Below are 25,364 nucleotides of genomic sequence, written 5' to 3'. Positions count from 1 at the left end.
ACAGGAATGACTTATGGGTGATACACATAAGCACCAGTCCCTTGACCTTGAGCATTTAGACGACCACCTCGAACGGGTTACCTCTATCATTGGTGACTACATCAAGCACATTTCAGATGCGCCTGTAGTTACACAAACTCCAATGGAAGAAATTAGAGAGTCCTTGTTTGAGGATATGCCTATGGATGGCACGTCACCGGATGATGTTCTTGATCAGGTTGAAAAGTCCTTCAAGTCTGCATGTACCCGAATCGGACACCCCCGATTTCTGGCATGGATCACCACCAGCCCGTCACCTGCGGGTACTCTTGGTGAATTACTCAGCGTCGGATTCAATCAGGCACCGCTGCTCTATAAGGGCAGCCCGCCAGCTACAATTTTAGAAAAAGTTGTGCTCGGCTGGTTTGCCGACCTGTTTGGATATCCTGACACATGGGGTGGAACGCTTGTTTCCGGCGGCACTGTTGCCAACCTTATGGGAATGACTGTCGGACGCCACACTCATGCTCCGGAAGTTGCAGACAAAGGAATGCAGGCTCTCGACAAGCCCCTTACTGTCTACGTCTCCGATCAAGGGCATATGTCCATTTATCGTTCAGCCATGCTTCTCGGAATCGGGCACAGCAACGTGCGCAGCGTTCCTACAGATGATAACTGTCGCATGATCCCTGAAGAGCTCCGCCGCATGGTCGAGACAGACAGAATGGCTGGTATGCAGCCGTACTGTGTTATTGCGCAGGCCGGTGCAGTTTCCACAGGGTCGGTTGATCCACTCAATGCCATTGCAGACATCTGCGAAGATATGAATTTATGGCTGCACGTGGACGCCTCGTATGGCGGCGCTGCTATGATCTCAGACAAACTTCGCCCTCTTCTTGACGGCATCGACCGTGCAGATTCTATTGCTGTTGACCCGCACAAGTGGTTTTTCATTCCCCTTGAATGCGGCATCACACTCTTTAAAAATAAGAAACAGCAAAAAGAAACTTTTATAGCAAAGGCTGTGTACCTTGGTCAGGAAACAGACTGGGATTTGAAAAACACCAACTTCCAGCTTTCCAGACAGGGACGAGCTCTCAAGCTATGGTTTGCCTTCAAAACATACGGCGTTAAACGCCTTGCAGAAATTGTGGATCGCAACCATGAGCATGCAAAACTTTTTCACAAACTCACAACGGACTCTCCTAACTGGGAAACCGTATGCGACGTTGAGCTATCCATGGCTTGCGCACGCTATATTCCTGACAACTGTTGTTCATGGTCAGAAGCGGAACTGGACAACCTTCAGGTTGCCATCTTAAGCGAATTGGAAAAGAGTGGTCTCGGTTTTATGACTCCTGCCCGCATTTGCGGCAAAGGCGTTATCCGTCTGTGCGTTGCCAACCATCGCACCACTGACGAAGACATTACGCTGCTTTACAACTTTATGACCGAGACAGGCGCAACGCTTGCTGCTCAACACGCTTAGGACACCTAGTGATACACTATATATCATCAATGCCGGATGCGACGTACGCGGCTACCTTTCCGCGCTCAATAGTTATAATGGGATCAACAGGTTCCATTGGTACAAACGCGCTCAAAGTTATTGAAGAACAGCCGGAACAATTTACTGTCGTCGGTTTAGCTGGTGCCCGCAACATTACACTGCTCGCAGAACAAGCTAATCACTGGCGCCCGCCATATCTCGCAGTCCTGACTGATGATGCTGCCGCAGAACTTCGCACAAAACTTCCTGCCGGATATTCTCCGGAAATCCTTGTAGGTGGCGACGGCTATGCAGAGATGGCACGGTTGGACGAAGCATCCACTGTTCTCTCAGCACAGGTTGGTGCAGCCGGTTTACGAGCGACCTTTGCAGCAGCAGAGGCTGGAAAAGTAATCGCGCTTGCCAACAAAGAATCTCTGGTACTCGCTGGAGATCTTATCCGCGAAGTTTGCCAGCGCACAGGGGCAGTGCTACTGCCCGTTGATTCCGAGCACAACGCTATATTTCAGGCTCTTTCAGGGCACGACTCCGCAGAAGTCCGCCGGATCATATTAACAGCCTCCGGTGGCCCTTTTCGTGGAAAGCAACAAGACTTCCTGTCTACCGTTACCAGCAAAGAAGCACTTGCTCATCCCAACTGGTCCATGGGACCCAAGATCAGCATTGATTCCGCAACGCTTATGAATAAAGGCTTAGAAGTCATTGAAGCCTATCATTTATACGGTGTTCCGCTGGACACTATTGAAGTTGTAGTGCACCCTCAATCTATCATTCATTCGCTTGTCGAATACAATGACGGCTCTCAAATTGCCCACATGGGCCCTCCCGACATGCGTATCGCCATAGGCTACTGTATCGGTTGGCCAAAAATAATGAAAACCGGCGTTACGCCGCTTGATTTAATTTCTTGTGGTGACTTGACCTTTGAAAAACCTGATATACTATCTTTTCCGTGTCTTGAACTAGCACGAGAAGCATTACGGGGCGGTAAAGGACTCTGCGTAGTTCTTAACGCTGCAAACGAAATTGCTGTTGATCTTTTCTTAAAAGACGACATCAAATTCCTGCAAATTCCAGAGCTCATCAAAAAAGCTATGGACGCACACGACATGGTCACCCCAGCTTCTATCGAAGACATCATAGCGCTGGATACTGCGACACGCGAACGCTCCTTAGAATGGGCTCGCACGCTGTAGCCGGCACTACTTAACTTACGGAGTATCTAAGCAGTATGCTAAGCAGTGCAATCGCAATCATTCTTGTTCTTGGTGGACTAATCTTTTTCCATGAACTCGGGCACTTTAGTGTGGCCCGTGCATTCGGTGTGGGCATCCGCACCTTTTCTCTTGGATTTGGTCCTGCAATTTACAAGTTCAAGCGTGGTAGAACAGAATACAGACTCTCCGCAGTACCTCTTGGCGGGTACGTCTCCATGGTCGGGGAAAGTCCTGACGATGACATTGACTCTCCTGAAAATAGCGAATTTACAGAAGTAGACAGCTTTGTAAAACGTAAGCCCTGGCAGCGCATGTGCATCGTCGCTGCGGGTCCTATTGCAAACCTGTTACTTGCATTTTTAATCTACTGGGCTCTCTTTGTCGCAAACGGACAATTCCAGCTTCTTCCTGAAGTAGGTAATGTTCGTCCAGATAGTCCTGCCGCTGTTGCCGGTATGGAAAAAGGCGACTCCGTATTGTCCATTAGCGGAACCAAAATTGAATACTGGGAAGACATTTCAAACACCATCGCTCAAGGCGGCGGTAAGGAAATTGTCATAGTAGTTAACCGTGGCGGAAAAGATCTGACATTAAACGTCACTCCGTCCCTGCTTTCCCGTAAAAATCTTTTTGGTGAAGAAGAAAAATCATACCTGATCGGTATTCAGGCAGCAGGCAAAACTGAGAAAATTCAGCTTGGCTTTATCGGCTCTGCAACTGCTGCGGCAGATCAAACATGGTCTATGACCATGCTTACCGTTGAAGGCTTTGTAAAACTTATTGAGCGCGTAATTCCTGCTGACACAGTCGGCGGCCCTATTATGATTGCTCAACTTGTAAGCCAGCAGGCAGAACAAGGCATTGTTGCCGTTCTTGCTCTTGCAGCGCTTATCAGCATTAACCTAGGTGTACTTAACCTGCTTCCGGTACCTGTACTGGATGGTGGTCACATAGTAATGCTTGTATATGAAATGATCGTGGGTAAACCTGTTCCTGCCAAAGTCATGGACTACTCTATCCGCGTCGGTATTTTCTTACTGTTAACTCTCATGGTATGGGCTACATTCAACGATGTCCGCAGACTCTAATATTACGCTTGTTTTTAATAGTGCAGAAGCCCGTTTGCAGATTGTTTGCGGACAAAAAGGCCAACTGCTTTTTTCAAAAGAACTCTTTTCCCCGCGTCAAGGTATGCAGGTTCTGATACCGGCACTCATGGATGGTCTGGAAAAGATGTCGTTATCTCTTAACAACATAGGTAAAATTGCCTGTGTTCGCGGCCCCGGTTCATTCACCGGCCTGCGTCTTGTGCTTGCAACAGCACTCGGCCTTGCTCGCGCGCACGGATTTCCTATGGCTGGCATTGACTACCTTCCTGCGCTTGCAATGGATACCTGCGCAACCACAGACAAGGAAGTTTGGGTTATCACCCACGCCAGACGCGGCCAGATTCACTATCAGGCATTTCAGGGGACATCTTCTGATGGTCTGCCAACTGTACTGACAGAACCGGCCGCCGGTACCATTGAAGACCTTGCAGCCATAATTAATGCACGCGATGCCGCGACTGTTTTGCTTGGTACAGGTGTTCAGAAAAACCGTGAATTCTTTGAAGCTGAAATTCAAAATGCAACTTTGCTCGGGGAGCGCTTCTCGCATCCCAAGCCTGAAACCTTGCTGGATATTTCTGCAACGCTTGAATACGGCGATGCTCCTGTTGAGCCACTCTACCTGCGTCCATGCGATGCAGAAGAAAATCTCGACTACATCGTTTCAATGAAAGGTGTTGATCCAGATGAAGCACGCCAAAGGCTTGCACGGCTCACCACTACGTTGCCAAAAGCATAGTTCTTTTTCTCTACGAGTTAAAAAGTAATTTGTGACTCTTGGTAACAGCACATCATTAGCCTTAATCTAATAAAAAGGGTGGAGTTTACAACTCCACCCTTTCTTTGTTTAGTGTCCTCAAAAGCCCATTTCTGCATTAAGAAAGACTATCTCCAATCTTCTAACAACCTGCCAACTACATTTCTTTATACGATCTTTACTATGTTCTTCTAAAGGCATCGTCCTAAATGCCGATACACTAAGTAAGCACGAATGGTGACGGGTACATACGCCATCTTCAGCTTGGCATTCACTTTGCTTTATCCATAGGGGACAATTGCAAACAGGAAAATTTTGCCGCTTTTACATTACGGGTTTTCCGTATAATGTTTGGCAGGTATGTTTGCCTTACTCCCTCTAGTATCAATAATAGTTTGTTAGAAGTTTATGAGGAGCACGCAATGAAAACGGCCGCACAAGCCTACTTTTCTACTCAGGTTTCCACTACCTCGCAGGGACAGTTGCTGATTATGCTGTACGAAGGCTGTATCAAGTTTTTGAATCAGGCCAAAACCAGCATTGAAGAAAAAGACGTGGCAAAAAAAGGCATGCTTATCACCCGTGCAATGGATATTATCAACGAGCTTGATAGTAGCCTTAACGCAGAAGCCGGTGGTGAGATTGCAAAAAACCTTCATGAGCTCTACTACTTCTGCAACACACGTTTGCTTAAAGCTAACCTGTTGATGGACACTGGCTGCATTGATGAAGTTATCAAAATTATCGACGGCGTACGCGATGCATACGCTCAGATTATTGATACTCCAGAAGCAATTGAAGCTATGAAGAACAACGCTGCTATGCCGAGCACCCAGACCACTGCACACGCTAACTCTGGTGTATTCAACCAGCAGCCTGTTCCGTCTGCTCAGCCTGTTGCACAACCGGCAAAACGCGCCGGTGCTGCCATGTACCAGAAGATGGCAACATCCGCATAGGCACCCACAATTTTCTTTGCTTGTAGAAAAGCATAAAAAAAGACCACGTCTTATGATGTGGTCTTTTTTTATGCTCTGGGAATTTTTTTCCGTATGCAATCAGCTAAAACGCGGCATTCTCTTCAGAACTATTTTCCTGTTCAATAGCTGCCCACTGCCTTGTCCACCCTTGCACCGGTTTTTTCATAGACCGTGCAATAGCTGTTGTCACAACCCACATGGGATCAGACGGCAATCTGGTTTCTGCTTTAAATAATAAGAAGTCACGAGTCCTGTCTTTATCCATGTACGCAAACTGGTTCATAGACCAAATCAAGGCACCTGTTCTGGTATCGTAAATATTAAGCGTAACGCCGAGTCGTGCACCTGTAACACTTCCGCCGTCATAAAAATCTGTCAGTTCGCCCGTAATAGCAAACAATGCACCACGCTGCCGCGCAAGGCGCACTGCGTAGCTTGGAGAATATGACGTTGCCAGTTCACTGAACTCTAACACCGTAAAAGGTGCATCGCGCAGCCATTCACGCCAGAAACCTTTTGCCACAGCAGTGCCTGTCTCAAGCGGGTCGCGCAGGCTAACGGTCGGCAGGAACGGGAAAAACACTGCGGTTGGCGCAGCGTCCGGCTTGGTTTGCGGATATACGGCAACTTTAAGTCCACCACCGCGAACCCACTCATCCCATACCAAGGTATCATTCCAGTTCAACTCAGGAGTAAAACCGGATGGAATAGGTTCTATTGATGTTTGAACAGCAGGAGTAGAACAACCGCCGATTGTCAGCAAACCAACGCACAACATTACCAGCATACAAAAAGATACTATTTGTTTCATAACAGCCCTTACTCACAATGTCAGAAAAATGGCATTTCATTACCTATACCAAGACTTATGCAAAAAAAATGCCTGATAGAGACTTCAGTGAATCCACTGGGTATCTATCAGGCTTTTTATTCAATTTTTTAGCAATTTATTCTACTGAAGAATATCCGTAGCAACGGGCGTTGCTTGCATCGTATTAAGCAAATGTCGTTTTGAATCTACTAAAGATTCATGCAATTCCAATCGACGCTGTACGGAAAGCCTCCGAAATTCAGCCCTGCCCGTCAGCTCTATAAGCTGTCCTGTCTCTGATTGGATGCGTTTTATCCGATCAATGGGCGTAACTTCTTCATTCGCAAACATTTCAGCCATCTGAGCCAACTCACACAGCTCAGCAGCCAATACTCGAATTGCTTCCGGTGATACTTTTTCTTTGTATCTAATACTGTCTTTAATACTGCTAAGTACTTTAGCAAGCCATGCAAACATGCTCGCAACTCCTTATGCTACATAAATGTAACTCCTGCAGCTATAGCAATAAGCACTGAAGCTGCAAACAACAGAAGAACTACACCTACCAGTACAACTGATTTAAATAATGACAAATTATAACCAGTACGAACGCCGCTAACATATAATAGTGGTAGATACATAAGAGAGACAACAGCACCCAGTACAGGAATAAACAGCCAGCAAAACGCGCCGCTACTGTATGAAACTGTTTTTACACCAGTGCTGAATGGTACAGGGTCGCCGCCTAACAATCTTGCTCCTGCCGTAGTCGCAGCGCCGAGGACAAGAGGCAGTAATAGCAAGCTGCAACCGAAAAGCAACATTATTGCCGGAGCAACATCGGACCAAACCAATGTTTCAGGAATAAGTCCCTGCTGTGGCAATACAGGTTGTATCACGGCCACCACATCTGTCCAGTTGGCAACCAGCATTTGCAGTCCCACTGTCAACGCTACGCACGAAAGCACGGACATGAATAAGGAAAAAAGCATTGGAAGCATTACAAGAGGCTTCGCATTGATGCCACGCCAAAAACGAACAGGATGCATAAACATACTACTGAAAGTGCCTGTTACGCGTCCAAGAAAATTCAATCGGGAATCTTCCCAGGGAATAATATTGACCTGCGCGCCACATCCGGGGGCAAAAGATTCAGTACATTCCGGCTCATCACCCATTGCAGAAATAGCATCCCAAATATCGGACTTTTCTTCTGTCTCAGGCACAATATGCGAAGAAGCTGCCTCTACGACACTGGATCCTTTTTCCTGTTCATAACGTCTGATGGCCTCATCCTCTGCATCTGTCGCGTCTATGGAGACAACACCGCGTTCACGTAGCGCCTGTGCGGACGCTGAACGCTTCACAAAAGTTTTCTGTTTTTCGTTCTCTGCTTCAGCGTGTATTTCAACATGATCGTCAGAGACAACTTCGGAGGCGGCTTCATGAGCATTATCAGTAAAGGAAAGAGGAACTTCGTCATGGGGGACAGGCTGCTTCTTAACCTCTAAGGAAGGAGGAGCAGGTTTCGACTCTGCCATATTTCCGGCAGGTTGCTGCGGCTTCTCGCCAAAAGAAGGCTTTTCAGCATGTAATTTTTTATCGTGTTCAGCCTTATTGAATTTTTCAGTTTGATTAAGTTTTTCAACCTGATTACTTACATCGGACTGCTTTCGCTGTTCAGCTTCTTTATGCTCTTCAGCATCTTCAGCCTTCAATAGCTGCTCAATCTCATCCTGCATCGCAGCAACCATTTCAGACTCTACGTAATCGTCATCAATGGTTGTTTCTACGTGCAAACTGTCGCCGGCAGCCTTCTTCAAAGAAGCTTCACTCGCAACCTGAGGCTTTGCTGCTACGCCCAGCTCGTCTTCAACATTTTGTGCAACAGGTCTTTCTTCAACGCTTTCCACAATTACCTGATCTTCATCATGCAATATGCGAAATCTAAATTTAGTTTTACAACGTGGACATGTGGCAAGCTGTGCCTTGGACGGAATTGAACTCGCGTTTATGTTTCGAGCAAACTGACATTCAGGACATGTTATAAGCATGAACCAATCCTCTTAAAATCGGAAAACTCACACTCTAAAATTTGGAGCGCGACTGATTCTAACCAATAGCTTTGACTAGTTGCAGACGACTGCAACATAGTACTAAATAATACCCTGTAATTGTAAACTATATACCACAAAAGACACAAGGACGAGCACCAGAATTATCACAGGTGGAAGAACACGGGTATAGGTTGTTCCGTGTGCACTTTTTAATCCTTTCACGATAATTATCAGCTTCAGCACACCGCCTACCAATGGGCCGACTATCGGAATAATCGCAAGAAGATCCGCAGTCGCGGCATAGCATAGCACTCGAAGCGTTACGCCCATCCTGCCGTTTGCTGCACCGGTTAATTTAAGTGCCCCGTGGAGTACTGACCCTGTCACGAACAAATAAACTACAAGAATTAACGGGCTGACGAACATAATAGAAAACAGTTCATCAATAGAAAGTGATCCAGCAACATCCGATGGAATAAGCGGGTTACCGAACACACTCTGCCAAACAGTTTCTACAAGCACTGACACAAGAGAGATAATGATAAAATAACTGAACGGAATGGAGAACTTACCGTTCTTATTCATAATCTCGAAGAACAAAGAAGGCTTAAGCAATACACCTTTTATGGTAGCTGAAATTGCGGGGAAAAAGCCCAATTCTTTTACTTCTGCCCATGGAACATCCTGCGGCATACCGTCCAACGGCTGACCATCGGTGTACACCATTCGCAACGGATCTTCTTGCCTTGAAGTAGACTGTGTTTCTTCAGATTTCCAGAATTCGTCATCTGAAAATTCTTCCTGCTTAGGCGCATTGTCGCCGTGTACAGAAGGTGGATACAGATCTTCAGGACGAACAGGACGCTGTGCTTCGTCTGAAGGCTCATCCATGCTTGAAGTCTGAATAGACGCAGAAGGCTTTACCTGAGACTTTTCAGAGTCCTGACCTAAAACAAAGTCAGGTTCTTTCTCTTCGACCAAACGGAAACGAAATTTAGAACTGCATTTCGGACAGGTAGCGACAGTCAGATCAGACGAAACTGAGTCCGGATTGACATTACGAGTGTACCCGCACTCTGGACAACGGATTTCCATATTCTATCCTTATATAGTTACGTGACATCCGGCGGCAAAAATAAAAAAGCCGGAGTACTACAAAAATCAAAGGTGTGTGACCTGCATCAAAGCAATATACAAATTCTTACCTTAGGGAAAGAGTAGCCTGCATACGATAAAAAACACGGGGAAATTCACAAAAACAACAGGCAAAACCCTACTCCACTCCGTGCCATGCACAGCTTTTAAGCTGTACGCCAGAAAAATTGAGGCATACATTACAGCGGTAAACGTTCCCGTATACGGAAAAACACTTAAATACAGACACGGTGCAGCATAACATACACACTGCATTGTTGCAGCATAAGATGCTTTTTTCCCACGCGCTACCCAAAGTAGAGTATGCAAAAAAGCAGCTAGCAGCACTAGCCCGATTGCATAAAATGGCATGAGAACAACCTGCTTCTGCATAATTGCAAGCGGTGTTTCCCACAATGAAAATGCAACGATGACACTGTACGGTCTAAAATAATTTTCTCCAAAAATACCGACAAGGTTCCCAAGCCCGATTCGAGCAAGCGGGATACTCATCAAAGTAAGAACAGCAAAAAAAAGAGCACGCAACGGCAAGCTTTTTCTTTGTTGTGTGGAAAAAAACTTTGTAGGCCTCACATACGGATCTAGAAATGTAACTAGCATATATTTATGGAGTATTATGTAAAAAAGACGTAGCACGACATGTGCTGGTACATATTGAATTTATGCGGTATACAGATTTTATATCAGTACTAATTACTACTAGCAAAGCTATTCCTTCAGTGGAAACACACGATTAAACAACTCTCTTCCGTACTTTCTTACTAATACCGTTATCTTTTACTGAATGCAAAGACTGCCTTTCCTACTTTATTGGTTCCAAATTATACAAAAAAGTTTGATTGTATTTAAGACTTCGGAAATTCTTTGCCCTGTGCGAGGTAGTTTGGTAAGGAAAAGCTGCGTCGTTCGTTCGCTCTACGTTCACGCACCAGCAAAATTTTATATATGTTGTTAAAGAGGGGACCTTTCCCTTTTTTATTTTTTTATTGAGATTCTTTGAATCTCTCATTGGGTCAGATGGCTTTACGCCTTTTCATATTATAAGGAGTCACAATGATAGGCATTTCAAAACTTTACTGTGGTCAGGTTGAACCTTCCGACGCGTTGCGTTACGGCAGGGACTCTGGCAAACTTCCTTCCCACCTGCTGCAGTTTTCAAAAGATAAAAAGCCTGTTGTCGTATGGAATATGACCCAGCGCTGTAACCTTAAATGTGTTCACTGTTACGCACATGCTGTCGATCCTGAAAAGCATGAAGACCTCATCAGCACAGACAAAGGTAAAGAGATCATTGACGATCTTGCTCAGTACGGCGCCCCTGTTATGCTGTTCTCCGGTGGCGAACCACTCGTTCGTAAGGACCTTGTAGAACTTGCACAGCATGCAACCGACAAAGGTATGCGCGCTGTTATTTCTACCAACGGTACACTCATCACCAAAGAAAAAGCACGCGAACTTAAAGAAGTTGGTCTTTCCTACGTTGGTATCTCACTTGACGGTATGGAAGACGTACACAACAAGTTCCGCGGCGTTCCTAACGCTTTCAAAAAAGCACTCGAAGGTATTGAGAACTGTAAAGCAGAAGGCCTCAAAGTAGGCTTGCGTCTCACTATCAACAAACAGAATGCTCCTGAAATTCCAAAAGTTTTCCAGCTTCTTAAAGATATGGAAATCCCACGTATCTGTCTGTACCATCTTGTGTACTCCGGCCGTGGTTCCGAAATCATTAAAGAAGACCTCGACCATCAGGCAACCCGTGACGTTGTTGATCTCATCATGGATGAGACCAGAAAACTTCATGACGCAGGTCACCCTAAAGAAGTTCTTACCGTAGATAACCATGCTGACGGTCCATACGTATGGATGCGCATGATGCGTGAAGATCCTGCCCGTGCTAAAGAAGTATTTGAACTGCTTCAGTTCAACGAAGGCAACAGCTCCGGTCGCGGTATCGGTTGCATCAGCTGGGACGGCAGTGTTCACCCTGACCAGTTCTGGAGAGAAAAAGTATTCGGAAACGTTCTTGAACGTCCGTTCTCCGAGATCTGGGATGACATGGACATTGAACTTCTTTCCAAAATGAAAGACAAAAAACAGCATGTTGGCGGACGCTGTGCTACGTGTCGCTTCCTCAACATCTGTGGCGGTAACTTCCGTGCTCGCGCAGAAGCTGTTTACGGCGACGAGTGGGCACAGGATCCAGCGTGTTACCTCACCGACGACGAAATTCGTCCTGAGTAGCAGCTCCCCCGCTAAATTATGATTCTACCGGCTCCCGCTGTTCCGCTCTGGAAGAGCGGGAGTCCTTTTATAACTAAGTTTCAGCAGCACAACCAGCCCTACCCTTGTAGCTCGCCGGTTCCATCAACTTCTTGTCACCTCTCCTGCTGAAACAGATACGAACCGATCCTTAACGATCAGGAGGATTCAATGGCTGACTTCTTCAGAGGACGACGTCTTCGCAGCACAGCGGCACTGCGTGCGCTTGTGTGCGAAAATCGTGTTACAGCGCAAGACCTGATTATGCCATATTTCATCGTGGATACTGACGAGTCATCATTCCGCAAAGAAATTTCTTCCATGCCGGGGCAATTCCAACTTTCTTTGGACGAATTTGAAAAGCAACTTGCAGAAGCAGTTGCTGCCGGTCTTCGCTCCATCATTCTGTTTGGTATTCCTAAATGCAAAGATGCTATCGGTTCTGAAGGTTACGCAGATGACGGCATCGTACAGCGCGCTGTACGTCTTGCTAAATCCCGCCATCCAGAGCTTGTTGTCATCACCGACGTTTGTCTTTGCGAATACACAGACCACGGCCATTGCGGCATTCTTCAGAAAAAGGACGATGACGTTACCGTTGCAAACGACTCCACACTAAAACTTCTTCAGCGTGTAGCTGTTTCTCATGCAAAAGCTGGTGCGGATATTGTTGCACCATCCGACATGATGGATGGACGTATTCAGGCACTACGTGAAGCATTGGACGATGAAGGCTTCATTAACCTTCCGATAATGTCCTACGCTGTGAAATACTCATCCGCATTTTACGGTCCCTTCCGTGATGCTGCTGAGTCTACCCCGCAAAGCGGTGACCGCAAAAGTTACCAGATGGACCCTGCAAACAGCCGCGAAGCACTTCGCGAGGCAACAGCAGATGTTCTGGAAGAAGCAGATTTTCTCATGGTAAAACCGGCAGGCGCATATCTCGATATTATCCGTATGCTCCGTGACGGTTTTGATCTGCCGCTTGCCGCCTATCAGGTGAGTGGAGAATACTCCATGATCATGGCAGCAGCGCAGAATGACTGGATCGACCTTGACGCAGTTGGAATGGAATCACTTACTGCCATCAAACGCGCAGGTGCCGATCTTATCATCACCTATTTTGCCGAAGACTTTATTAAACGCGGACTGGTACAATAAACATGTCTGATAAAAAAGAATCTCTCTGCGGCTGTGCATCCAAAGATATTGGACGCATTGCCGAAAAAGCACCACTTGGTCATATGCACGCTCACAAAGAAGCAATTCTTGATACAGGATTGCCTCCAAAGAATCGCCCTGCAGAAGCAGAAAAGCCTGCCGGACATCCTGAAATGCCTAAAGGTCACCCTGAGGGAATGCCTGCGGGACACCCGCACGGTAAAGCACCTGCTGTTCATCCTCATGGCAACGGTCTTTCCGGCTCTATGGCGCGCACTCTTGAAGACGGCTCCCCTTCCTGCAAACTTATTGCATGGGAAGTAACCCGTTCTTGTAACCTTGCTTGTAAACACTGTCGTGCAGAAGCACATGAAGAACCATATCCGGGTGAACTTGATACCGATGAAGCAAAAGCACTGATCGACACCTTCCCGAGCGTTGGTAATCCGATCATCATCTTCACCGGTGGTGACCCTATGATGCGTTCCGACGTATACGAGCTTGTCGCGTATGCGACAGAAAAAGGGTTACGCTGTGTTATGTCTCCTAACGGCACTCTGATTACACCAGAAACCGCTCAAAAAATGAAAGAGTCCGGCGTGCAGCGCTGCTCTATCTCTATTGACGGCCCTGGTGCAGATTTCCATGACGATTTTCGTGGTGTCGAAGGCGCATTTGACATGTCTTTGCGCGGCATCGAATATCTGAAAGAAGCTGGAATTGAGTTTCAGATCAACACGACTGTAACCCGCCAGAACCTTCCATACTTCAAACAGATTTTTAATCTGTGTGAAGAACTTGGTGCAGTTGCATGGCACATCTTCCTGCTTGTTCCAACCGGACGTGCGGCGCAGATGGGTGCAGAAGTTATTACAGCAGAAGAGTACGAAGAAGTGCTCAACTGGTTCTACGACTTCCGCAAAACCACAAACATGCACCTCAAAGCGACCTGTGCTCCGCATTACTACCGCATCATGCGCCAGCGCGCTAAAGAAGAAGGTCTTGCTGTTAATGCTGAAAACTTCGGCATGGATGCATTCACCCGCGGTTGTCTAGGCGGCACCGGTTTCTGTTTTATTTCCCACACAGGTCAGGTTCAGCCATGCGGTTATCTCGAACTTGACTGTGGACAGGTAAAAAACACCCCGTTCCCAGAAATCTGGCGCAAGTCTGAACACTTCCGTCAGTTCCGTACAAAAGAAGAATACGACGGAAAATGCGGTGTATGTGAATATCACAATGTTTGCGGCGGTTGCCGTGCTCGCGGGTATTCAATGAAAGGTTCACACATGGCGGAAGAGCCATTGTGCAGCTACACCCCTCGTCGTCAAAAATAGCACAGCCTGTAAACGCCCATATCATCGAGGTCGAAATGGATAAACAACTGGAATCTGCACTGAGCAGCACTGACCGAAAAGTTCTGACAATTATTCAATCCGGTTTTCCGATTGCTCCACGCCCGTACGAAGTTATTGGCGAGCAGGTAGGTCTTACTGAAGCAGAGGCATTGGCGACTGTTCGCTCATTAAAAGAACGAAGAATTATCAGACGCCTCGGCGCAAACTTTAACTCTAAGGGACTGGGCTGGCGCTCTACTTTGTGTGCCGCAAAAGTCCCGGCAGAACAGATTGATTCTTTTGTTGCAGAAGTTAACTCCCACACAGGCGTAACTCATAACTACCTGCGTGATCATGACTTCAACATTTGGTTTACTTTTATCGGCCCAAATTGGGAAACGGTAGTAGAAACCCTTGCGGCAATCACAGAAAAAACCGGTATCGAGGTTTTAAATCTGCCTGCAACAGAGCTCTATAAGATTAAAGTTGATTTCAATTTGACGGAAAACGATTAGTCGTCACACTGCACCAACTTCTCTATATTACAAATGGCGCAACTACTAATAAATTATGTAGTTGCGCCATTTACTTATCTTTTCTCTGATAGTATAGAAGGCCATCCTATGCCTCATATTGCAAATCCATACTTTATCATACTCTTACTACTACTGTACACAGGCGTAGTACTCTTTCTTGTGTTCTATTTACTAGTGTATAAAAAGCCAGCATGGATATACAAGTGGGCATGCAATAGAATAGCTGCATTCAAAGATTTTGGAAGGTTCAGTCCACAGTTTAGGGCGAAGCTATATAGTTCCGGTGCTATCATAGCCATTCGGTTCAATCTAGATACAGGTATAGTAAGCGCTATTAACAAGACAGGTGCAGACCTACTCGGAATTACAAAAATTAATGATGAAGTGCATGGCAACTTTAAGCATGGAGAATTTCTTTCACAGGAATCCAGAAAAGGATTAATAAAAGAACTTGATCTCCATAAGAGAGTTGAAAACTACCCTGCTACATGTGTTGTTAACAACGCACTTGTTAAAATGCTCATTACTGCAGAAAAATATGAGAATGGTGACGTTGAAGCAATGATCATCGATATCACAAAGCACTTCAACATCTATCAGCAAATAGAAGATCAATACCTTTTTCTGCAAAACATACTTAACGCTTTGCCTGTTCCTGTATTTGTGCGCGACAAAAGTCATCAATACCCTTTCACCAACCAAGCATTTAATAATACGTTTGGTGAGATAAACAGTGACTCCTTTAATAAGTATGCATTTCTGATTCCCCCTGACTTTGAAGAATCTGATGCTCCAACATCTGAGGCCTCACAGCATCAGACATCGACTTCATCAAAATTTCAGGCTGAATTTTCTACTGCTATGAGCAACGGAGTTCATCATTTTGAAGTTCGCAGGCGCCCTTTAAAGAAAAAAAATGGACAAGTATTCGGAGTAGTCGGGGTCGCAACAGACATCACACATCGCAAACGAATTGAACAAGATTTACGCGATACGACCAAACGATATAAAAATTTATTCTGGAATGCTGCTGAAGGCATAACAACAGTGCAGCATGACGGACGCCTTACAGAAGTAAACCCCGCAATGGCTTCGATTTGTGGATACGATTCACCCGAACAGCTTTTGAAAGAAGTTCATTTTGTCGACAAATTTTGGCGCTATCCTGAACAACGTGCTGAATACATAAAAATTGTTCTCGAAAACAAAACAGCTGTTGGTTTTGATTTTGAATTTGTTCGCAGGGATGGAACCATCGGCTGGATGACCATCAGTTCCAGTGGTAAATTTGATGAGCATGGCAATCTTGAATACATTGAAAATATTATTTCCGACATTACCCTGAAGAAGCAATCTGAGATTGAACTTACGCGTTGCGCAACAATCGACAGTACTACTGGGATCTGTAACAGAAACGCTTTAGAGGGACATCTAATAACCCTCCTCAACGCAAAACCTGCCACTCCATTTGCTGTAGTCTTTATTGATTTAAATAATTTTAAACCGGTAAATGACAACTACGGTCACTACACAGGTGACAAAGTTCTAGAAATTATCGCTCAACGCCTTGCTGCTAACTGTCGTGAAACAGACTTTGCAGCTCGCCTTGGTGGTGATGAATTCATAGTTATCCTCAACAAAGTGAATAACAAGAAAACACTTAGTGGCATTACCGATATGTTGCTAAGCACCATTAAGGAACCAATTCTTCTTGGCGGTATCACCCACGTTATTTCTGCCAGCGCTGGAGTCAGCCAGTACCCGACAGATGGCAACACAACCGCGGACTTACTCAAAGCTGCCGACGCATCCATGTACGACATGAAACGTTCAAGCAAAGCTAGCAAGATTAATAATCAGCTAGAACTCCTAGCCAACAGCTAACAAGCTACATTTTATTAGCGGCATCCAACCCTGCAAGGTCTTCTAAAACTGCCTCCGCACTTCTTAAGGCACTTTCCAGTGTCTGGTTGATCCAACATACTGTTGCAAGCTACTACAAAGCACACTCGCCCTCCCCGTCGATCCTTCATTGAACTCACCACATGTACCTCATACGAAAGTAGGCACACGCCTTTCGTATGAATCATCGTGGGCAACAGACCCTAAGAACAAAAAAAGCCCAACTGCGAACAGTTGGGCTTTCTTACTGGATGGATTAAAGCTGAGCTATGCTTAGAAGCCAAATCCGCTGTCATCGTTACCGGAAGCACCGAAACCGAAATCATCCGGTACGGAACTGCCAGCTTCTTCAGCAGGAGCTTCTTCAGCAGGTGCCTCAGCACCGTCTGCTGCAACTACAGCTGCGCCAACAGGAAGAGATGCAATAGCATCTTTCACTGCGCGTGAAACGATGTCTTTTACAGAAGATTCAACTTCTGTTTCGTTGATTGCAACTTTGCCGTCGAAAGTTTTGAGTTCTTTCTTAGCTTTTGCGAGATCAGTCTGGGCAGCTTCAAGCTTACCGGAAAGATCTTCAACTTTTTTAGTCAGATCAGCGGCCTGAGCTTTAAACGGCTCAAACTCAGCTACATTAGCCTGAAGGCCTTCAATTGCAGTAGCTTGCTCTGCAACGGTAGCTTTAGCGTCTGCTAATTTATCGAGAACGATAGAAATGCTTGCCATATCTGCAGCTGGAATCGGCTCAACGGAAACGTTGCTGCCCAGCTTGGATGCCTGTTTCTTAGTCCATGCATCAAATGGTTCGCCTTCTTCGTAGCAACACTGCATGAAACGTGGTTCCATGCTGTAAAGCCAGCCTTTGGACATTGGTGCTACTACACCTTCTTCGTCAGCGCAAAGTTCGCGCTGTGTGAGGTAGCAAAGTAAATCAGAAACATCGGTGCCGCCTTTACCAGCGATCAAACCGAGGATTGTTTCCATTTTGAAAACTCTACGAGCTTCATCAGACATTGGGGCCTCCTATTATCAAGGAAAGATTTTTTCTTGTAATGGTCTTTTCTTGTTTTAAGAAGTGTGCCTGCCTAAGCAGGCACATAGTCGTTTCTTATTGGCGTCCCATGTGACGTACATAGGTAAGCGCGATGGTACGGTACACAATATGGCCAAGCTTAGACCAAGGTAGGTACGCGAAGAGCATCCATACAGCTACCAGGTGGACGTAGTACACGGAGTACGCAATCTGGGGGATGGCGGCCAAGCGGAAGAGCTCGGATAACACGCCTGTCAGAGCGACTGCCCAGATGACATTCAACAGATACCAGTCGTAGTAATTAGACTTGGTTTTTTCCGGATCATTACCGCGACGGTTATTGGTAAGGATAGCCATACCAACGATCAGAGCAATAGCACCAAGGTTAGCCAGAAGCTTAACTGGGTTAAGCAGGTTAAGCGGTGTATGCAAAAGATCAATCATCGGGATAAGTTTGCCACCCCAGTGGGATACAGCAATCAATCCGGTAACTACCATCAGTGCAAGGAATGAGTAGAATACAAGCAGGTGACCGGTTTTACGATCGGACTTGTCGTCCCCACAATCTTTGAACTTTTTATGTGTTGCTACTTCTTCAATAAGGACATCAATAAAGCATCTGAACATGGATTTTTGTTTACCAAGTACGAGTACTTCGCCTTCCGGCTTAAATGTTGCCAAGAGATTCCTGGCACCTTTGAAGAAGATTGCCACCATTCCGAAGAAGGTGATCATGAAAATAGGGTCAATGGTGAAATCACCAGGGAACAGCTTGCCGTAAACAATCTCACCTTCTGGGAAGAAGGAACCAATCTGCCCTGCACGAATGAACCAAATTACGGCCCAAAGGATTGCAGGAATGGCAATAAGATTAATCAGGTATTTAGGGCTGGAAAGCCATGTACCGATTATAGGCATCGGGTTGATGCGCTTGTATGCCATGTTACGCAGAGCTGCGAGGAGATCGCCTGGTTTTGCACCACGTGGACACATGTCTGAACATGTACCGCAGTTGTGACAAAGCCAAATATCAGGGTTATTCAGAAGCTTATCTTTAAGCCCCCACGAAGCCCATACCATCTCCTTACGTGGATAAGGATTGCTTGCTGGAGAGATGGGGCAGGCTACGCTGCATGTGGCGCACTGGTAGCACTTTTTCAGCGAGTCCCCACCAACAGCTTGCAACTCTTTTACAAACTGGAGATCAGGTTCGATTCTTTGAGCCATTTTCCATCTCCTCCTAGTAGCCCTTGAATGGGTTAGGACCTTTCTCGAAGACCATGTCCATAAAGCCGTCAATCATGCCAGGTACTTTATCGTACTCGTCAATTGCAACTTCGTACTGTTCTACGCGGTCAGGTTCAACACCAAGGCGTTCCAGAGTTTCAGCGATGTTTTCTTTACGGCGATTACAAATCTCAGAGCCTTTTACAAAGTGGCACTGGTAGTCATCACCGTATTTACAACCGAGCAGCATAACACCGTCAATACCCTTAGACATTGCATCAGCAACCCAGATGGCGTTAACAGAACCAAGACAACGTACTGGAACAATACGTACGTATGGGCTCCATGACTTACCACGAATTGCAGCCATGTCTAGTGCAGGGTATGCGTCGTTTTCACATGCAAGGATCAGAACACGCGGTCCGTCAGCTTCCATATCATCCGGCACATCGATTTCACGGATCATAGAACCGATCTGATCAACACTGTAGTTATCAAAGGAGATAACACGTTCCGGACAAGCACCCATACAGGTACCACAGCGGCGACAGCGGCTGAAGTTAGGAAGCGGAGTACCTTTCTCATCATCATCCAGAGCGCCGAACGGACACTCTTCGGTGCAACGCTTACACTGTGTACAACGAACAAAGTTGAATACAGGGTAGCTAAGGTCACCAGAACGAGGATGAACAGACACACCATGGTTCGCTGCTTCAACACACTGAATAGCTTTCATGGTAGCGCCAATTGCGTCTTCTTCTACAGCGTCCATCATCATTGGCTGACGAACACAACCTGCAGCGTAAACGCCGGTACGACGAGTTTCATATGGGAAGCAGATGTAGTTAGAATCTGCAAAACCGTCGAAGAGATCAAGATCCGGGAATGCTGGACCCTGACGGTATTCAAAGTTCATTACTGGATCTTTCGCAGTAGCAGGAACAATACCGGTAGGAAGAACAACCATGTCTACTGGAATTTCTACGTCTTCACCCATAAGGGTGTTGCCGGCAGAAACTAAGAGAGAGCCGCTTTCTTCAGTAATGCCTTTAATATCAGCCTTGGACATCATGATGCCAAGACGATCCTGCGCTGCTTTGTAGTAGCGCTCATGAATACCGGGAACTACCATGGAATCGTACAAAACGTATGCACGTGCGTCTTCATGCGCATCGCAAAGGTAGTTTGCCTGTTTAAGAGCAATCATTGAGTTTACGTAGCTGGAGTAAGCAAGGTGACGTACAGATTCTAAATCATCGTGCACGTACCCTTCTGGCTTCTCTTCATCAGATTCAGCTGTTTCTTCAGCTTCTTCTGGTGCTGCGTAAATGTCGCCGCCTGTTACAGTTTCGGTATTAACGATAAATGCAACACGCTTTGCGTCAAGTTTGCCGTCTCTAGCAAGCAGTTCATATTCAGCAGAAGTAACAACATTCGGCATGCTACCGTAACCTAAAGGAGCGAGCAGTTCGTTATCCATTGGCTTCCAGCCAGCAGCAAGAACAACTGCACCAATACTGTATTCCTGACCTGCAACCTGTGCAGTGTACTGACCAGGAGTACCAGCGAGTTTTTCGACAGTTGCGTTAAGTACTACCTTAACGTTCTCGTGGGCTGTTACTTCTTCAATTTTTGCTTCAAGACCAGTGTCGTGAGCTTCTTCATACGGGAATGTAAGTGGAACAGTTTTAAGCATGTTCAGCGCTTTACCGCCGAGTTGTGCATCTTTTTCCACAAGAATTACATTGTAGCCGTAATCAGCAGCCTGTTTTGCTGCAGTAAGACCTGCCCAACCACCACCGAGAACGAGGATAGTTTTAACAGATTCAAACTCAGGTGGCGCTGGAACTGATGTTTTCTGAAGCTTAACTATACCCATGGTTACGTAATCTTTCGCCATGGCCATAAGAAGTTCAGGAGCAGTACCGCCAGCAGCAGGGATGGTTCCATCCGGGTTCTTATACGTCATTGCACATTGTTCGCGCAGGTTAATGCGCTCCACAAGAACGTTTTCAAACTCGTAGATGTCCCAGTCTACACGAGGGGAAGAACCACAAATTGCGATTCCGTCCAACTCATGCTCGACAATGTCTTTTTTAATTTCTTCACGTGCACTTGATGCAGCAAGTACAGGAAAAATTTTTACGACAGGGCAGGCATCGCCAAACTTTTTAGTAACGCCAGTGCTCAGCTCTGCAGCATCAATGATGCCGAGTGCGGACTGGTCAAAATATACGCCAATTTTTTCGGCCATTCTACCTACCTCCCACGAACCGTCTGGATTGCTTTGAGCGCAGCGCTAGTACCAGACTGAGCAGTACGCATAACATCCAGAGGTTTTTGAGCACAACCAGCAGAGAAGATGCCTTTGGCTTCGCCATCAACAACAAAGCCTTCTTCGTCAAGTGTAACCCCAAACGGGTTAGCTTCGCCTGCAAGGCTAGGCTGCATACCGGTAGCAAGAACTACCATGTCATGACGGATTTTAGCTTTGTGGCCTTTTACAGCATCTTCAACTTCTACAATGACATCACCTGTTGCAGCATCTTCTTCTACACCAGCCACTTTACCTTTTACGAGATGTAATTTCTCATCGGCAATAGCTTTGCGCATAAACTTGTCATAACGACCAGGGGTACGCATATCGATGTAGTAGATAGTAACGTCAGCATCTGGGTACTGTTCACGAACATAGAGAGCCTGTTTAAGCGAAGCCATACAGCAGATGTACGAACAGAAGCCTAAGTGGTTCTGGTCACGGGAGCCTGCACACTGCACGAATGCGATCTTGTCAGGAGCTTTACCGTCGGTAGGACGGAAAATGGAGCCGCTGGTAGGACCGTTAGGAGATGCAAGGCGTTCCATCTGCATGTTAGAAATACAGTTCGTAATCTGGCCTGCGCCAAGGCTGGTAAGGTTGGTAACATCATAAGGTTTCCAACCGGTAGCAAGAATGATGCTGCCTACGGAGAGTTCGATCTCTTTTGCAGCTTCATTAAGATCACACGATTCAGAAGCACCAACTTTTATAGCGTCAGCACTGCTCAATTTTTTTGGTTCCAGAACAAAACGGTTCGGGAACGCAAAAGGTGTGTCCATGTAAAGTGGTTTTCGGGTTGCGAGCCCAAGGTTAAACTCATCAGCTACTTCACCTTCAAGAGACGAAGCGAGTTCACCAAGGTCAGCACTGCTCGGAGCAGTACAGCGAGGAGCGATAGCAACTTTAACAGTAAAGTTTCCAGTTTCACCTTCAACAGAATCCACAGTTGCCATTGTTAAAAACTTAACATTTGGATTCTTTTTAATACGCTGGAACTGAATCTCCAATCCACAGGATGGAGGGCAGAGCTTTGGAAAATATTTATTCAGCTGTGCCACTCTGCCGCCGAGAAATGGAGATTTCTCAACGATGTACACTTCGTAGCCGAGCTCAGCAGCTTCAAGAGCGGCAGTAAGGCCGCTGAATCCGCCTCCGACGACGAGTATGGAGTTCGACATTTAGCAATCCTCCCTACAATTGTTTCAGGCCTATAGTCAAAACGGCCTAAGCTAAGACAACAAGTTGAGAGCACTTACTGTCTCAGCTTAGACCGAATTGATAAGGGAAGAAAAAAGGGGCGATTGCGGTGTCCCGCAACCGCCCCGGACGTTCAGTGAGAAGCTCTACAGATTATGCAGTAGGAATGATCTGGTAGTAAGGCTTCTTGTAGATGGTGGTTTCACCAGTCTTAGGATCGTATTTGGAGTTACAGAAGCACTTCCATTTTTCATCATCGAGGCCCATGAAGTCAGCACGGTAGTAGAAACCAGGGTAACGAGTTTCTGTACGGAAAGAGATGTGCTGCATGTGCAGACGAACGGTCCAGAGACGATGGTAGTTTTCCCAGCAACGGAGAAGTTCGTGAAGGTCACGAGCAGCCAGTTTGAGGGAATCTTCTTCGAGCATATCAAGAAGGTGGAAACCAGTCTTGAGAGCTGCTTCAGAAGTGGTGTAGTATGTGCTACAACCGCCACCGTATTCGTCAGTTGCTTTAACCAGGCGCATCATGAAGTTCTTAGGAGAGATGTACTCTGGGTTAACAACAGGGTCTGTGGATACGTCTTTACCAGCCATGTAGTTGTCGAATGGACGATAGATCAGCTTAGCGAGATCTTTAGAGTCTTCAGCAACTGCAGGTTTGTAATCTTTGTGATCGATGCACCAGCGTACCATCTGTTTACCACAAATACGGCCTTCAGCGTAAGAACCAGAGGAGAACTTGTGACCAGATGCACCAACACCGTCAGCACAAGTCCAGAGGCCCATAACGGAAGTCATACGGTTGTATACTTTGCCGTTAGCTGCGCGCACTTTGTAGTCTTCAGGAACCCATTCTTCGTCTGGACCGGAAGCCCAGATACCACAGCAACCGGAGTGGGAGCCGAGGAGGTAAGGTTCGGTAGGCATGATTTCAGAACCAGTTTCTTCAGGCTGAATATTCATTGAAGCCCAAAGGTTAGCCTGGCCAACACACATATCGAGGAAATCTTCCCATGCTTCAGACTCAAGATGCTTCTGTTCTGCAGGGCTAAGAGTTTCGAATGTGGTCTGAAGTGCAGTCTTGGTATCCATGTAAATTGGACCACGACCTTCACGCATTTCACGGAGCATCATGTGGTTACGCAGACATGTTGGGATAACATGGCCTTTAGCGTAGCCGCGATCTTCGTAAGGCTTCAGCATAGCACGGTTAGTTTCACAGTAATCTTCGCCGCGGAAGTTAGTTGCTTTCGCTTTAAAGAGAAGGAACCATGCGCCAACCGGACCGTAGCCGTCTTTAAAACGAGCTGGTACGAAGCGGTTTTCCATCATGGTCATTTCTGCGCCAACCTGAGCACACATGGTGTATGTGGAACCTGCGTTCCATACAGGGTACCATGCACGACCCATGCCTTCACCAGTTGAACGAGGTTTGTATACGTTAACTGCGCCACCACATGCTACAACCATAGCATTGGAACGGTAAACGTGTACTTCGTTCTCACGAAGGTTGAAGCCAACTGCGCCAGCAATGCGGTTTTCTTCGGTAGCATCAAGAAGAAGCTTAACGATGAAAATACGTTCCTGGATGCGTTCTTCACCAAGTGCGTTTTTAGCAGCTTCAGCAACGATGCATTTGTATGCTTCACCGTTGATCATCATCTGCCAGCGACCGGAGCGAACTGGGGAATCACCGTTACGGAGAGACTTGCCAGCAGCTTTAGCAGCAGCACCATCAAGGTTCTTTTCGTTCTCGTCTTTAATCCAGCAAGGCAAGCCCCACTCTTCAAAGAGGTGAACAGAGTCATCAACGTGACGACCAAGGTCAAAGATAAGGTCTTCACGTACGAGACCCATGAGGTCAGTACGAACCATACGAACGTAGTCGTCTGCTGAGTTATCACCAAGGTAGGTGTTAATTGCAGAAAGACCCTGTGCTACAGCACCGGAACGTTCGAGAGCAGCTTTATCAATGAGCAGAATTTTCAGCTCAGGTGCGTATTTTTCAGCCCAACGTACGGCTTCAAATGCTGCACCACAGTTACCCATACCACCGCCAACCATGAGGATATCTAAGTCATGTTCTACGATTGCAGGTTCTGCGATCGCAACGCCTCGTGGTTGTTCCTTTGTGGGAATCATCGGCATGATAATATCTCCTTAGGAATAAATTCCGTAAAAATTAAACCGCAGAGGCCTTTTTGACCATTGTGATGCCAGCTTCTGCAACTTCAAACTTCTGACCCATAGCTTCGATTGGAGCAACGAGATCTGCTTCAGTAAAGAGCAATTCGTTATCGAGATCAGTTGGCTCCGGCTTACCTTCGAAAGGCTTAATAGAGCCTTCAGGGGTAGTACGGATTGGGAATTTGAAGCGTTTTACATTACCGTTACGGAACTTAACGGTCCACATGATAGAATCAGCGGAACGCATTGGGATACAAGTGCCACCAAGAGGTGCAAAGTCAGCATATGGACGTGCTGTAATTGCGCCCTGAGGACAAATTTTAACACAGGAGTAGCATTCCCAGCATGCTTCAGGCTCCTGGTTGAAGGCCTTCATTTCATCTGCATCGAGAATCATGAGGTCGTTGGGGCAGATGTACATGCAAGCGGTTTTCTCGCCACCTTTGCAGCCATCACACTTGGACGGGTCTACATATGTCGGCATACCTAATCCTCCAACACAACGATTAAGGGGTTTACCTAAAAAGCTTTTTTCCCACAATGGGGTCCACCACTCGATGGAGTCGATAAAGCAGGAATTTGTTCCTGCCTCATTCAGGCTCCACCGAATCAGGGGGAGTCAGCGAC

20 protein-coding genes are annotated in these 25,364 nt (G+C 46.4%); 10 read left to right on the top strand and 10 right to left on the bottom strand.

Features of this window, described 5'->3' with window-relative positions:
• Positions 1 to 13: 13 nt before the first annotated feature.
• From ACZ5V1_RS01200 to fliS, 5 genes are all read left to right on the top strand, one after another.
• Positions 14 to 1,468: a pyridoxal phosphate-dependent decarboxylase family protein gene (locus ACZ5V1_RS01200; RefSeq protein ID WP_464390230.1), complete on the top strand. Its 1,455-nt coding sequence runs from the start codon at positions 14 to 16 to the stop codon at positions 1,466 to 1,468.
• Positions 1,469 to 1,476: 8 nt separating this feature from the next.
• Positions 1,477 to 2,685, top strand: coding sequence for a 1-deoxy-D-xylulose-5-phosphate reductoisomerase (locus tag ACZ5V1_RS01195; protein WP_464390229.1), 1,209 nt, complete (start codon positions 1,477 to 1,479; stop codon positions 2,683 to 2,685).
• A 35-nt stretch (positions 2,686 to 2,720) separates the two neighbouring features.
• Positions 2,721 to 3,794 carry an RIP metalloprotease RseP gene (gene rseP, locus ACZ5V1_RS01190; protein WP_464390228.1) on the top strand — a complete coding sequence of 358 codons (1,074 nt, stop codon included), beginning with the start codon at positions 2,721 to 2,723 and terminating at the stop codon, positions 3,792 to 3,794.
• Positions 3,778 to 4,554: a tRNA (adenosine(37)-N6)-threonylcarbamoyltransferase complex dimerization subunit type 1 TsaB gene (gene tsaB, locus ACZ5V1_RS01185; protein WP_464390227.1), complete on the top strand. Its 777-nt coding sequence runs from the start codon at positions 3,778 to 3,780 to the stop codon at positions 4,552 to 4,554. Before rseP ends, tsaB begins: the two co-directional genes overlap by 17 nt.
• Before the next feature lie 440 nt (positions 4,555 to 4,994).
• Positions 4,995 to 5,531 (top strand): flagellar export chaperone FliS, encoded by a 537-nt coding sequence (gene fliS / locus ACZ5V1_RS01180; protein ID WP_464390226.1) that lies wholly within the window; start codon positions 4,995 to 4,997, stop codon positions 5,529 to 5,531.
• 103 nt (positions 5,532 to 5,634) lie between these two features.
• On the opposite strand, the gene ACZ5V1_RS01175 is transcribed toward fliS, so the two are convergent.
• The 4 genes from ACZ5V1_RS01175 to ACZ5V1_RS01160 all read right to left on the bottom strand — a co-directional run bounded on the left by ACZ5V1_RS01175 (position 5,635) and on the right by ACZ5V1_RS01160 (position 9,515).
• Entirely contained in the window at positions 5,635 to 6,363 is a 729-nt protein-coding gene (locus ACZ5V1_RS01175) for a hypothetical protein (RefSeq protein WP_464390225.1), read from the bottom strand.
• A gap of 141 nt (positions 6,364 to 6,504) precedes the next feature.
• Complete coding sequence (locus ACZ5V1_RS01170) at positions 6,505 to 6,840, bottom strand: hypothetical protein (RefSeq protein WP_160717831.1); 336 nt, start codon at positions 6,838 to 6,840, stop codon at positions 6,505 to 6,507.
• Positions 6,841 to 6,857: 17 nt separating this feature from the next.
• A complete protein-coding gene (locus ACZ5V1_RS01165; protein ID WP_464390224.1) occupies positions 6,858 to 8,417 on the bottom strand; it encodes a zinc-ribbon domain-containing protein in 1,560 nt (519 codons plus the stop codon).
• A gap of 102 nt (positions 8,418 to 8,519) precedes the next feature.
• On the bottom strand, positions 8,520 to 9,515 hold the full coding sequence (locus ACZ5V1_RS01160) for a YIP1 family protein (RefSeq protein WP_464390223.1): 996 nt from the start codon (positions 9,513 to 9,515) through the stop codon (positions 8,520 to 8,522).
• Between the two features lie 1,113 nt (positions 9,516 to 10,628).
• Between ACZ5V1_RS01160 and ahbC the strand changes: the two genes are divergently transcribed.
• The 5 genes from ahbC to ACZ5V1_RS01135 all read left to right on the top strand — a co-directional run bounded on the left by ahbC (position 10,629) and on the right by ACZ5V1_RS01135 (position 16,755).
• A complete protein-coding gene (gene ahbC / locus ACZ5V1_RS01155; protein ID WP_464390222.1) occupies positions 10,629 to 11,816 on the top strand; it encodes a 12,18-didecarboxysiroheme deacetylase in 1,188 nt (395 codons plus the stop codon).
• Between the two features lie 189 nt (positions 11,817 to 12,005).
• Entirely contained in the window at positions 12,006 to 12,998 is a 993-nt protein-coding gene (gene hemB / locus ACZ5V1_RS01150; RefSeq protein WP_464390221.1) for a porphobilinogen synthase, read from the top strand.
• Between the two features lie 173 nt (positions 12,999 to 13,171).
• On the top strand, positions 13,172 to 14,335 hold the full coding sequence (ahbD, locus tag ACZ5V1_RS01145; protein ID WP_464391596.1) for a heme b synthase: 1,164 nt from the start codon (positions 13,172 to 13,174) through the stop codon (positions 14,333 to 14,335).
• A 35-nt stretch (positions 14,336 to 14,370) separates the two neighbouring features.
• On the top strand, positions 14,371 to 14,850 hold the full coding sequence (gene ahbA / locus ACZ5V1_RS01140; RefSeq protein ID WP_464390220.1) for a siroheme decarboxylase subunit alpha: 480 nt from the start codon (positions 14,371 to 14,373) through the stop codon (positions 14,848 to 14,850).
• A 108-nt stretch (positions 14,851 to 14,958) separates the two neighbouring features.
• Positions 14,959 to 16,755 (top strand): sensor domain-containing protein, encoded by a 1,797-nt coding sequence (locus ACZ5V1_RS01135; RefSeq protein WP_464390219.1) that lies wholly within the window; start codon positions 14,959 to 14,961, stop codon positions 16,753 to 16,755.
• 291 nt (positions 16,756 to 17,046) lie between these two features.
• Here the strand turns inward: ACZ5V1_RS01135 and ACZ5V1_RS01130 are convergent, their stop codons facing one another.
• The 6 genes from ACZ5V1_RS01130 to aprB form a co-directional block, all read right to left on the bottom strand.
• Positions 17,047 to 17,784: a hypothetical protein gene (locus ACZ5V1_RS01130; protein ID WP_464390218.1), complete on the bottom strand. Its 738-nt coding sequence runs from the start codon at positions 17,782 to 17,784 to the stop codon at positions 17,047 to 17,049.
• A 94-nt stretch (positions 17,785 to 17,878) separates the two neighbouring features.
• A complete protein-coding gene (gene qmoC, locus ACZ5V1_RS01125) occupies positions 17,879 to 19,030 on the bottom strand; it encodes a quinone-interacting membrane-bound oxidoreductase complex subunit QmoC (protein ID WP_464390217.1) in 1,152 nt (383 codons plus the stop codon).
• Between the two features lie 13 nt (positions 19,031 to 19,043).
• The gene (locus tag ACZ5V1_RS01120) at positions 19,044 to 21,284 is read right to left on the bottom strand and encodes a hydrogenase iron-sulfur subunit (RefSeq protein WP_464390216.1); all 2,241 of its coding nucleotides are present in this window, start codon (positions 21,282 to 21,284) and stop codon (positions 19,044 to 19,046) included.
• Between the two features lie 5 nt (positions 21,285 to 21,289).
• A complete protein-coding gene (locus ACZ5V1_RS01115; RefSeq protein ID WP_464390215.1) occupies positions 21,290 to 22,528 on the bottom strand; it encodes a CoB--CoM heterodisulfide reductase iron-sulfur subunit A family protein in 1,239 nt (412 codons plus the stop codon).
• A 172-nt stretch (positions 22,529 to 22,700) separates the two neighbouring features.
• A complete protein-coding gene (gene aprA / locus ACZ5V1_RS01110) occupies positions 22,701 to 24,698 on the bottom strand; it encodes an adenylyl-sulfate reductase subunit alpha (protein ID WP_464390214.1) in 1,998 nt (665 codons plus the stop codon).
• Between the two features lie 34 nt (positions 24,699 to 24,732).
• Entirely contained in the window at positions 24,733 to 25,221 is a 489-nt protein-coding gene (gene aprB, locus ACZ5V1_RS01105; protein ID WP_160714824.1) for an adenylyl-sulfate reductase subunit beta, read from the bottom strand.
• Between the last annotated feature and the right edge of the window lie 143 nt (positions 25,222 to 25,364).

It is taken from the genome of Halodesulfovibrio oceani subsp. galateae (genome assembly GCF_055397225.1).
This window is presented reverse-complemented; position numbering and strand designations above follow the sequence as displayed.

What these genes read in the sequence shown, in the direction of transcription:
- ACZ5V1_RS01200 (WP_464390230.1), top strand. Translation starts at nt 14, where the DNA reads ATGGGTGATACACATAAGCACCAGTCCCTTGACCTTGAGCATTTAGAC.
- rseP (WP_464390228.1), top strand. Translation starts at nt 2,721, where the DNA reads ATGCTAAGCAGTGCAATCGCAATCATTCTTGTTCTTGGTGGACTAATC.
- tsaB (WP_464390227.1), top strand. Translation starts at nt 3,778, where the DNA reads ATGTCCGCAGACTCTAATATTACGCTTGTTTTTAATAGTGCAGAAGCC.
- fliS (WP_464390226.1), top strand. Translation starts at nt 4,995, where the DNA reads ATGAAAACGGCCGCACAAGCCTACTTTTCTACTCAGGTTTCCACTACC.
- ACZ5V1_RS01175 (WP_464390225.1), bottom strand. Translation starts at nt 6,363, where the DNA reads ATGAAACAAATAGTATCTTTTTGTATGCTGGTAATGTTGTGCGTTGGT.
- ACZ5V1_RS01170 (WP_160717831.1), bottom strand. Translation starts at nt 6,840, where the DNA reads ATGTTTGCATGGCTTGCTAAAGTACTTAGCAGTATTAAAGACAGTATT.
- ACZ5V1_RS01165 (WP_464390224.1), bottom strand. Translation starts at nt 8,417, where the DNA reads ATGCTTATAACATGTCCTGAATGTCAGTTTGCTCGAAACATAAACGCG.
- ACZ5V1_RS01160 (WP_464390223.1), bottom strand. Translation starts at nt 9,515, where the DNA reads ATGGAAATCCGTTGTCCAGAGTGCGGGTACACTCGTAATGTCAATCCG.
- ahbC (WP_464390222.1), top strand. Translation starts at nt 10,629, where the DNA reads ATGATAGGCATTTCAAAACTTTACTGTGGTCAGGTTGAACCTTCCGAC.
- hemB (WP_464390221.1), top strand. Translation starts at nt 12,006, where the DNA reads ATGGCTGACTTCTTCAGAGGACGACGTCTTCGCAGCACAGCGGCACTG.
- ahbD (WP_464391596.1), top strand. Translation starts at nt 13,172, where the DNA reads ATGCCTAAAGGTCACCCTGAGGGAATGCCTGCGGGACACCCGCACGGT.
- ahbA (WP_464390220.1), top strand. Translation starts at nt 14,371, where the DNA reads ATGGATAAACAACTGGAATCTGCACTGAGCAGCACTGACCGAAAAGTT.
- ACZ5V1_RS01135 (WP_464390219.1), top strand. Translation starts at nt 14,959, where the DNA reads ATGCCTCATATTGCAAATCCATACTTTATCATACTCTTACTACTACTG.
- ACZ5V1_RS01130 (WP_464390218.1), bottom strand. Translation starts at nt 17,784, where the DNA reads ATGTCTGATGAAGCTCGTAGAGTTTTCAAAATGGAAACAATCCTCGGT.
- qmoC (WP_464390217.1), bottom strand. Translation starts at nt 19,030, where the DNA reads ATGGCTCAAAGAATCGAACCTGATCTCCAGTTTGTAAAAGAGTTGCAA.
- ACZ5V1_RS01120 (WP_464390216.1), bottom strand. Translation starts at nt 21,284, where the DNA reads ATGGCCGAAAAAATTGGCGTATATTTTGACCAGTCCGCACTCGGCATC.
- ACZ5V1_RS01115 (WP_464390215.1), bottom strand. Translation starts at nt 22,528, where the DNA reads ATGTCGAACTCCATACTCGTCGTCGGAGGCGGATTCAGCGGCCTTACT.
- aprA (WP_464390214.1), bottom strand. Translation starts at nt 24,698, where the DNA reads ATGCCGATGATTCCCACAAAGGAACAACCACGAGGCGTTGCGATCGCA.
- aprB (WP_160714824.1), bottom strand. Translation starts at nt 25,221, where the DNA reads ATGCCGACATATGTAGACCCGTCCAAGTGTGATGGCTGCAAAGGTGGC.